Origin of the sequence: Rhodococcus sp. ENV425 (assembly GCF_002887785.1) — a bacterium.
In the GTDB taxonomy this organism is placed as follows: Bacteria; Actinomycetota; Actinomycetes; order Mycobacteriales; family Mycobacteriaceae; genus Rhodococcus; species Rhodococcus aetherivorans.
Window position 1 is genome coordinate 37,397 of record NZ_PCZU01000264.1, and the last position, 10,203, is coordinate 47,599.

Below are 10,203 nucleotides of genomic sequence, written 5' to 3' on the forward strand. Positions count from 1 at the left end.
AGTGTGCGGCCGGGCTCAGAGTGCGGCCGGGTTCAGAGTGCGGCCCAGGAATCCACGGACGAGGTCCGCGATCTCCGGCCCGTGGGTCTCGAGGGCGAAGTGGCCTGCGTCGAGCAGGTGAATCTCCGCGTCGGGGAGGTCGCGGGCGAATGCTTCCGCACCGGCGGGACCGAAGATCTCGTCGCCGCGGCCCCACGCCACCAGGGTCGGCGGCCGCCAGGCGCGGAAGTACTCCTGGAATGCCGGGTACGCGTCGAGGTTGAACTGGTAGTCCCAGAACAACTGGAGCTGGATCTCCTTGTTGCCGGGCCGATCGAGGCCCAGTTGGTCGAGCAGCCAGGCTTCCGGGGCGATCCGGTCGAGCCGGTCCTCGGGGACACCGTGGACGTACTGCCACCGGGTCGCCTCGGGCTCGAGGAGGGCACGGACGGCGGATTCGTGGGCGGCGCGGTCCTGTGCGTGGGCGAAGAGGACCTCCCAGAACGGGGTGAACCCTTCGCGGTAGGCGTTGCCGCTCTGGGTGATCAGCGCGGTGACGCGCTCGGGGTTCCCGGCCGCGATCCGCAGGCCGATCGGGGCGCCGTAGTCGTGGAGGTAGAGGGCGAAGCGCGTCAGCCCGATCCGGTCGAGCAGCGCATCGGTGATCTGCGCGAGACGGTCGAAGCTGTAGTCGAACTCGTCGACGGCGGGCATCGCCGATCGCCCGAAGCCGATGTGGTCGGGGGCGACGAGGTGGTACTGGTCGGCGAGCTCGCCGAGCAGGTGGCGGAACATGTGCGAGCTGGACGGGAAGCCGTGCAGCAGAACGAGAGCCGGCGCACCCGGGTCCCCGGCCTCGCGGTAGGAAACGTCGAGCCCGTCGATGGTCTCGGTGCGGTGGCGGACAGTGGAAGCGGACATGAGTCCTCCTCGGATCGGTCGGAGAACGATCGTTCTCCGGTACGTGGTGTAGCGTAGAGAACGATGGTTCTCGATGCAAGAGGGAGGGGCCCGATGGACGCGGACACCGCGCAGACCCGGCTGCTCGACGCCGCCGAGGAACTGTTCAACGAGCACGGCATCCAGGCCGTCGGAATGGACACGATCCGGGCCCGCTCCGGGGTGTCGCTCAAGCGGCTCTATCAGCTCTACCCCGCCAAGGACCGGCTCGTGGAGGCCGTTCTGACCCGGCGCGATCACACCGTGCTGACGGATCTGCGCCGGTATGTCGATGCCCGCACCGATCCGCGCGAGCGGGTTCTCGCGGTGTTCGACTTTCTCGAGGAATGGTTCGCCTGCAGCGACTTCCGCGGCTGCACCTTCATCAACACGTTCGGCGAACTCGGCGGAATCTCCGGTGACGTCGCCGAGATCGCCCGCACGCACAAGGACGCGTTCCGGCGCTACCTGCGCGGACTCGTGGCGGACGCGGGCAGCCCCCCGGCACTGGGCGACCAGCTGGCGATCCTGGCCAACGGGGCGATGGCGACGGCGGCGATCTCCGGTTCTCCCGCCGTCGCGCGGCAGGCCCGCGACGCCGCGCGCGTCCTGCTCGACGCGAGCGGCCGCGGGCCCGGCGCGGAGAGCTAGCTAGGCGAGCACGACCTTGCCGAGTTCGGCGTCCGACGCGAGCAGCTCGTGGTGCGGCAGCACCCGCACCGTGTAGCCGACCGACCCGGCCATCGGCAGCGCGACCTCGACCTCGAAGACCTCGCCCAGCGGGTCCGTGCCGGTGTGCCGCATCGGCACCGTCACCACGTCGGACAGGGTGTCGTCGACCCCGACCCGGCCGACGACGGCCTGAACGACCACGTCGGTCACCCGGAGACCGTCGAGGTACACGTGGGCGGTCAGGGCCAGTTTGGAGCCGATCTCCGGGATGTCCGGCAGTCCGGCGCTGTCGACCTGGGCCACCCGCACGGCCGGCCATGCCGCCTCGACGCGACGCCGGTAGTGGGCGAGCTCGCGCGCTCCGGCGAACCCGTCGGCGACCGCCTCGCGCGCGGCCGCGGCCGCCGGCGCGTAGTACTGCACGGTGTAGTCCCGGACCATGCGGGAGGCGAGCACCTTCGGACCGAGGTTCTGGAGCGTGTGCCGCACCATCTCGATCCAGCGGGTGGGCACACCGCTGCCGTCCCGGTCGTAGAACCGCGGCAGGACCGAGCGCTCGAGCAGCTCGTACAGGGCGCTGGCCTCGAGGTCGTCGCGGCGGTGTTCGTCGATCACACCGTCGGCGGTGGGGATGGCCCAGCCGTTTTCGCCGTCGTACATCTCGTCCCACCAGCCGTCGCGGATGGAGAGGTTGAGCCCGCCGTTGAGGGCCGACTTCATCCCGGAGGTGCCGCACGCCTCGAGCGGGCGCAGCGGGTTGTTCAGCCACACGTCGCAGCCCCAGTAGAGGTACCGGGCCATGGACATGTCGTAGTCCGGCAGGAAAACGATGCGGTGCCGCACGTCGGCGGCATCGGCGAACCGCACCACCTGCTGGATCAGTGCCTTGCCGCCGTCGTCGGCCGGGTGGCTCTTGCCGGCGACGACCAGCTGCACGGGGCGCTCCTCGTCGAGCAGCAGGGCCCGCAGTCGTTCCGGGTCGCGCAGCATCAGGGTGAGCCGCTTGTAGGTCGGCACCCGGCGGGCGAAGCCGACGGTGAGCACGTGCGGATCGAAGACCCCGTCCACCCAGCCGAGTTCGGCCTCGGTGGCGCCGCGCTGGAGCCAGGACCGGCGCAGCCGCCGACGGATCTCCTCCACCAGCTGCGCACGCAACGTGTTGCGGGTGGCCCACAGCTCGCGCGGTTCGACCGTCTGCAGCAGTTCCCAGCCCTGGGCCTCCTCGACCCGGTCGGGACCGGCGAGACGGTTGGCGAACTCGAGCCACTCGCGGGCGGCCCAGGTATGGGCGTGCACGCCGTTGGTGACCGACCCGATCGGCACCTCGCCGGCGTCGAAGCCGGGCCACAGGCCCACGAACATCTCGCGGCTGACCCGGCCGTGCAGCTTCGACACGCCGTTGCTGCGCTGGCCGAGCCGCAGACCCAGGTGGGCCATGTTGAACACACGGGGGTCCGATTCCCGGCCGAGGGAAAGGACGCGGTCCACCCCCAGGCCGGGCAGCAGCGCCGACTCGTTCTCGCCGTTCGGTCCGGAGAAGTAGTGCCGGACGAGTTCCGCCGGGAACCGGTCGATGCCCGCGGGAACCGGGGTGTGGGTGGTGAAGACGGTGCCGGCGCGCACGGCGGCGAGCGCCTCGTCGAAGTCCAGACCGGCGCCCGTGACCAGTTCGCGGATGCGTTCGGCGCCCAGGAACCCGGCGTGTCCCTCGTTCATGTGGAACACCTCGGGATCGCGCAGTCCCGCGATCCGGGTGTAGGCGCGGACGGCGCGCACCCCGCCGACCCCGGCCAGGATCTCCTGCTTGATGCGATGGTCCTGGTCGCCGCCGTAGAGGCGGTCGGTGACCCCGCGCAGTTCCTCGTCGTTCTCGGCGATGTCCGAGTCGAGCAGCAGCAACGGGACGCGGCCCACCTGGGCGATCCACACCCGGGCGGTGAGGGTGCGATTGCCGGGCATGGCGACCTGGATCAGGGCAGGGGTGCCGTCGGCCTCGGTCAGCAGCCGCAGCGGCAGGCCCTGCGGGTCGTAGTTCGGGTAGTGCTCGCTCTGCCATCCGTCGGCGGTCAGGGACTGACGGAAGTAGCCGGAGCGGTAGAGCAGGCCGACACCGATGAGCGGCAGGCCGAGGTCCGAGGCCGCCTTGAGGTGATCGCCGGCCAGGATGCCGAGTCCGCCGGAGTAGTTCGGCAGAACCTCGGAAACGCCGAACTCCATGGAGAAGTAGGCGATGCCGGACGGCAGCCCGGTGCCCTCCTGCTGCTGGTGCTGGTACCAGCGCGGCCTCGCGAGGTAGTCGTCGAGGTCGGCCGACTCGGCGTCGAGCCGCGCGAGGAACTCCTCGTCGGCGGCGAGCGCGTCGAGACGGGCCGGCGGCACCTCGCCGAGCATCCGCACCGGGTCGTGCTCGACGCGACGCCACAGCGCGGAGTCGATCGAGGCGAACAGGTCCTGCGTGGGCGTGTGCCACGACCAGCGCAGGTTGACGGCGAGCGGGCCCAGTCCGGCCAGCCGCTGGGGAAGGTGGGCTCGTACGGTGAACCGACGCAAGGCTCTCACCCCGGGAAGACTACCGACATTCGGCCGGCCGGGAAGACCGGCAAATGCGGCGGCCGTCCGGCGGCCGGGCCACGTTCCCCGCGAGCGGACGCGCGAGCCCCGCGGCACACGGCGCCGCGGGGCTCGCTCGTTCCGTCGCGTCGACCCCGGGTAACAGCTATTGCGGGGCGTCGACGACATTGCGCGTCGCATGAGGGGACGGCGGTGCGTACCTCCACTACGGTTGGGGACGGGCCGCATCCGAAGGCTCGTCAGCAGTCCGTGCGAGGGAAACGGAGCCGGCATGACAGACGGAACGGAGCGAGCGTGACAGGTCGAATCGGAGCCAGCGCGACAGGCCGCCTCGGCATCGACGATGTCCGTCCCGACATCTCGGGAGGGCGACATCCGGTCAAGGCCGTTGTCGGGGAGGTGGTTCCCGTGTCGGCAGTCGTGTGGCGAGAAGGCCATGACGCCGTCGCCGCCACCCTGGCCGTGCGCGGGCCGGGATCGGACCCGGAGAGCGAAGGGAAGCTGATCCGGATCCCGATGGTTCCCGGCGAGGTGCCCGACACCTTCCACGCCGTGTTCACCCCCACCAGTCCGGGACTGTGGACGTACCGGGTGGAGGCCTGGAGCGATCCGGTGAGCACGTGGCGGCACGCGGTGGACGCGAAGGTCGACGCCGGCCAGGGTCCGGAGGACCTGGCGAACGACATCGAGATCGGCGCCCGCCTGTTCGAGAAGGCCGCGAAGACCGCGCCGCGCCCCAACCGGCCGGCCCTGCTCGCCGTGGCCGCGGCGCTGCGTTCGGAGCGGCCGCTCGCCGACCGGATCGCCCCTGCCTTCGCCGCCGACATCACCGAGATCCTGCGGGCCAATCCGCTGCGCGAGCTGATCACCCGCGGGAAGGCGTACACCGCCGTGGTCGATCGGGAACGGGCCCTGTTCGGTTCCTGGTACGAGTTCTTCCCCCGCTCGACGGGCGGGTGGAACGAGGACGGCACGCCACGGCACGGCACCTTCGCCACCGCCGCGGAGGAACTGCCGCGGGTCGCCGCGATGGGCTTCGACGTGGTGTACCTGCCGCCCATCCACCCGATCGGCAAGGTCAACCGCAAGGGACCGAACAACACCCTCACCGCCGGCCCGGACGACGTGGGCTCCCCCTGGGCCATCGGCTCCGACGAGGGCGGCCACGACGCGATCCACCCGCAGCTCGGCACGGAGGACGACTTCCGCGCCTTCGTCGCCCGGGCGCGCGAACTCGACCTCGAGGTGGCCCTCGATCTGGCGCTGCAGTGCGCCCCGGACCACCCGTGGGCGAAGGAGCATCCCGAGTGGTTCACGGTCCTGCCGGACGGCACGATCGCCTACGCCGAGAACCCGCCCAAGAAGTACCAGGACATCTATCCGGTCAACTTCGACAACGATCCGGACGGCATCTACGCCGAGGTGCTGCGCGTGGTGCGGCACTGGATCAGCTTCGGCGTCAAGATCTTCCGGGTCGACAACCCGCACACCAAGCCGCCGAACTTCTGGGAGTGGCTGATCGCCGAGGTCAAGCGCACCGATCCCGACGTGCTGTTCCTGTCCGAGGCCTTCACCCGTCCCGCCCGCATGTACGGCCTCGCCCGACGCGGGTTCACGCAGTCCTACACGTACTTCACCTGGCGCGTGGCGAAGTGGGAGCTGACCGAATTCGGACAGGAGATCGCGGCGAAGGCGGACGAGGCGCGCCCGAACCTGTTCGTCAACACGCCCGACATCCTGCACGAGTCGCTGCAACACGGCGGGCCCGGAATGTTCGCTCTGCGCGCGGCCCTCGCGGCCACGCTCGCCCCGTCGTGGGGGGTGTACTCCGGTTACGAACTCTACGAACACGTCCCGCTGCGACCCGGCAGCGAGGAGTACCTCGACTCGGAGAAGTACCAGCTGCGTCCGCGACGGTTCGACGAGGCCCGCCGCCGCGGCGAATCCCTCGAGCCGTGGATCGCCACGCTCAACCGGATCCGGCGCGCCCACCCGGCCCTGCAGCAGCTGCGCAACATCCACTTCCACCACATCGACAACGACGCCCTCATCGCGTACTCGAAATTCGATCCCCGGACCGGGGATTCGGTCCTCACCGTGATCAACCTCAACCCGTTCGGCGCCGAGCAGGGCACCGTCTGGCTGGACATGCCGGCGCTCGGCCACGAATGGCACGACCAGCTCACGGTGTTCGACGAGGTGTCCGGCGCGCAGTACTCGTGGGGCCAGGCCAACTTCGTCCGGCTCAAACCCTGGCGCGCGGTGGCGCACATCCTGGCGCTGCCCCCGATCGGTGTACCGACGCGAACCACCCTCGCCTACAGGAGCAACTCGTGACAGTGCCCCCGACTCGACGCCACTCCCCCAACCCGCACGACCTCGCCCGGCTGGCGGCCGGCGAGCACCACGATCCGCACTCGGTGCTCGGCGCCCACCCGCATCCGGAAGGCACGATCATCCGGGCCATGCGTCCCCACGCGGAGAAGGTGGCGGCGCGCATCGGCGGCATCGATCACCCACTCGAGCCTCTCGGCCACGACGTGTTCAGCGCGCTCGTCCCGGTGCACGACCTGTCGGACTACCGGCTCGTGGTGACCTACCCGTTCGAGCACACCGTCGTCGTCGCCGACCCGTACCGGTTCCTGCCCACGCTCGGGGAGCTGGACCTGCACCTGTTCGCCGAGGGCCGGCACGAGCGGCTGTGGGAGATCCTGGGGGCGCATCAGCGCTCGTACGAGACCCCCGACGGCACGGTCCGCGGCACGTCGTTCGCGGTGTGGGCGCCCGGCGCGCGCGGCGTCACGGTCGTCGGCGACTTCGACGGCTGGAGCGGCCGGCTCGCGCCGATGCGGGTGCTCGGCTCCAGCGGCGTGTGGGAACTGTTCCTGCCCGACGTGGAGCCGGGTGCGCTGTACAAGTTCCGGGTCCACGGCCGCGACGGCTCGGTCCAGGACAAGGCCGACCCGATGGCGTTCGCCACCGAGGTGCCGCCGGCGACGGCCTCCGTGGTCAACCACAGCAGCTACGTGTGGGGCGACGACGCGTGGCTCGCCGCCCGGGCCGACTCCCGGCCGTGGCAGGAGCCGATGAGCGTCTACGAGGTGCACCTCGGCTCGTGGCGTCCCGGTCTCGGATACCGGGAGCTGGCCGACCAGCTCGCCGAGTACGTCGCGGCGGCCGGCTTCACCCACGTCGAGCTGCTGCCGGTGGCCGAGCATCCCTTCGGCGGATCGTGGGGATACCAGGTCACCTCGTACTACGCCCCCACCGCCCGCTTCGGCACGCCCGACGAGTTCCGTGCGTTCGTCGACCGGTTGCACGCCGCCGGCATCGGCGTGATCGTGGACTGGGTGCCCGCCCACTTTCCGAAGGACGAGTGGGCCCTGGCCCGCTTCGACGGCAGCGCCCTCTACGAACACCCCGATCCCCGGCGTGGCGAGCAGCTGGACTGGGGCACCTACGTCTTCGACTTCGGCCGCCGGGAGGTGCGCAACTTCCTCGTCGCCAACGCGCTGTACTGGATCGACGAGTTCCACATCGACGGCCTGCGCGTCGACGCCGTCGCCTCGATGCTGTACCTCGACTACTCGCGGCCCGAGGGCGGCTGGACCCCCAACGTGTACGGCGGCCGGGAGAACCTCGAGGCGGTGGCCTTCCTGCAGGAGATGAACGCCACCGTGCACAAGCTCCACCCCGGCGTCGTCACCGTCGCCGAGGAGTCCACGGCATGGCCCGGCGTCACCCGGCCCACCCACGCGGGCGGGCTCGGGTTCTCCATGAAATGGAACATGGGTTGGATGCACGACACCCTCGGGTACATCGGCCGGGACCCGGTGCATCGCACGTACCACCACCATGAGATCACCTTCTCGCTGGTGTACGCCTGGAGTGAGAACTTCGTCCTGCCCGTCAGCCACGACGAGGTCGTGCACGGCAAGGGCACGCTCTGGACCCGGATGCCGGGTGGCGACCGCGAGCAGGCCGCCGGCCTGCGCGGCCTGCTCGCGTACATGTGGGCCCACCCCGGCAAGCAACTGCTGTTCATGGGGCAGGAGTTCGGCCAGACCGCGGAATGGTCCGAGGAGCGGGGCCTGGACTGGTGGCAGCTCGACGATCCGCACAACGGACCGCTGCACCAGGGCGTGCACCGGCTCGTCGCCGACCTCAACCGGATCTACCGTGAGCACCCCGCCCTGTGGACGCTGGACACCTCGCCGAGCGGGTACTCGTGGATCGACGCCAACGACTCGGCGAACAACGTGCTGAGCTTTCTCCGTCACGGGAGCGACGGTTCCGTCGTGGCGTGCCTGTTCAACTTCTCCGGATCGACGCATTCGGACTATCGTGTCGGACTACCCGAAACAGGACAGTGGTCGGAGATCCTCAACACGGATTCGACGGCCTACCAGGGCAACGGCGTCGGCAACCTCGGCGCCGTGACGGCCACGGCACGCTCCTGGCACGGGCGCCCGGCGTCGGCGGAGGTGACGCTGCCTGCTTACGGTGCGATCTGGCTGACGTTGCAGCGGTGACCGCCGTCCTCGGACGACAGGAGAAGAACAGGTGACTCGGACGCGGCTGCCGTTCCGCCTCGCGGTACCGGCGCTGGCCGTGATGGTGCTCGCCGGATGTGCCGCTCGCATCGAGGGCACCGCCGTCTCCATCTACGACAACCCGTTCTCGGTGGCGGGCCTGCCGGTGTCCTCGGGCCCGAGCGGCCCGCGGCCCGCCGCCCCGGACGCGCAGGTGACGATCGAGAACTCGGACGGCGGGGACGTCGACGTCCTCGCCGGCAACGCGGTCGCCGACATCGAGGCCTACTGGAACGAGGAGTTCCCGCGCATCGCCCGGGGCGCGTTCGAGCCCGTCGGCACGATCGCCTCGTGGGATCCCGACGAGCGCGGCCCGAAGTTCTGCGGCGAATCCACCTTCGAGTTCATCAACGCCGCGTACTGCAACCGCGACGACGTCATCGGGTGGGACCGCACCTACCTGATGCCGCAGCTCATCGAGACGTTCGGCCCGATGGCGGCCGTGACGGTGCTCGCCCACGAGTACGGGCACGCCGTCCAGTTCAAGGCCGGGACGGTCGCCGAGGACGATCCGGGAATCGTGTTCGAGCAGCAGGCGGACTGCTTCGCAGGCGCCTTCATGCGGCACGTCGCCGCCGGCAACTCGGATCACTTCCGGTTGAACACCTCGGACGGGCTGAACTCGGTGCTGGCGTCGATGGTCTCCTTCCGCGACAGCGACCCCAACGACCCGGACGCGATCCACGGGTCGGCATTCGAGCGGGTCACCGCGTTCCAGATCGGCTTCACCGACGGTGCGGGATCGTGCACCCGCATCGACGCCGCCGAGATCGAGTCCCGGCGCGCCGATCTGCCGCAGTTCTTCGACAGTTCCGACGACGGCGAACTTCCCGTGACCGAGGAGTCGGTGGAGGCGCTGATGGCCTCGTTCCGCCGGGTGTTCGATCTGCCGGAGCAACCGGAGCTCGACCTGTCCGGCGCCGACCTCGGCTGTCCGGACGCGAAGGCCACGTCGCCGGTGTCGTACTGTCCCGCCACCAACACCATCGGGGTGGACGTCGACGAGCTGGCGGACCGCGGTACCCCGTTGCAGACCGGCGCCGGGGGGATCACGACCGACGTACGGGGCGACTACGCCGCCTACGTGCTGCTCGCCTCCCGGTACGCCCTGGCCGTGCAGAACGCGGCCGGCCAGTCGCTCGTCGACCCCCAGACGGCGCTGCGGGCTGCCTGCCTCGCCGGCGTGATCAGCGCGGAACTGAGCCCCGACAGCACCGGCGCCCAGCCGGCCGAGGACATGGTGTGGTTGTCGCCGGGCGATCTGGACGAGGCGGTCTCCGGCCTGCTGACCGACGGCCTCGCCGCCAGCGACGTCAACGGCAACACCGTGCCGAGCGGATTCTCCCGGGTGGACGCGTTCCGCACCGGGGTTCTCGGCGGCGAGGCCGCCTGCTCGGGCCGCTACCACTGACCGACGCGCGGTGGCGGCCCGGGAAGCCGGACCGCCACC

General features: G+C 70.4%; 6 protein-coding genes. 4 read left to right on the forward strand and 2 right to left on the reverse strand.

The annotated features are described in order from the left end of the window. Positions 1 to 15: 15 nt before the first annotated feature. On the reverse strand, positions 16 to 900 hold the full coding sequence (locus CQZ88_RS23745) for an alpha/beta fold hydrolase (RefSeq protein ID WP_050035019.1): 885 nt from the start codon (positions 898 to 900) through the stop codon (positions 16 to 18). Between the two features lie 93 nt (positions 901 to 993). Here CQZ88_RS23745 and CQZ88_RS23750 point away from each other — a divergent pair, with 93 nt between their 5' ends. Beyond that, entirely contained in the window at positions 994 to 1,569 is a 576-nt protein-coding gene (locus CQZ88_RS23750) for a TetR/AcrR family transcriptional regulator (RefSeq protein ID WP_006938382.1), read from the forward strand. Here CQZ88_RS23750 and glgP read toward each other — a convergent pair whose 3' ends face one another. After that, a complete protein-coding gene (glgP, locus tag CQZ88_RS23755) occupies positions 1,570 to 4,149 on the reverse strand; it encodes an alpha-glucan family phosphorylase (RefSeq protein WP_044476069.1) in 2,580 nt (859 codons plus the stop codon). It lies immediately after the preceding gene. A 306-nt stretch (positions 4,150 to 4,455) separates the two neighbouring features. Here glgP and CQZ88_RS23760 point away from each other — a divergent pair, with 306 nt between their 5' ends. Genes CQZ88_RS23760 through CQZ88_RS23770 form a run of 3 tightly spaced genes read left to right on the forward strand, consistent with a single transcriptional unit; the run spans position 4,456 to position 10,164 of the window. Beyond that, complete coding sequence (locus CQZ88_RS23760) at positions 4,456 to 6,498, forward strand: alpha-1,4-glucan--maltose-1-phosphate maltosyltransferase (protein ID WP_102800402.1); 2,043 nt, start codon at positions 4,456 to 4,458, stop codon at positions 6,496 to 6,498. Further along, positions 6,495 to 8,693: a 1,4-alpha-glucan branching protein GlgB gene (glgB, locus tag CQZ88_RS23765; RefSeq protein WP_006938391.1), complete on the forward strand. Its 2,199-nt coding sequence runs from the start codon at positions 6,495 to 6,497 to the stop codon at positions 8,691 to 8,693. The genes CQZ88_RS23760 and glgB overlap by 4 nt, the downstream gene beginning before the upstream one ends. 31 nt (positions 8,694 to 8,724) lie before the next feature. Then, positions 8,725 to 10,164: an LIPOPROTEIN PEPTIDASE LPQM gene (locus CQZ88_RS23770; protein ID WP_006938392.1), complete on the forward strand. Its 1,440-nt coding sequence runs from the start codon at positions 8,725 to 8,727 to the stop codon at positions 10,162 to 10,164. Positions 10,165 to 10,203 lie beyond the last annotated feature (39 nt).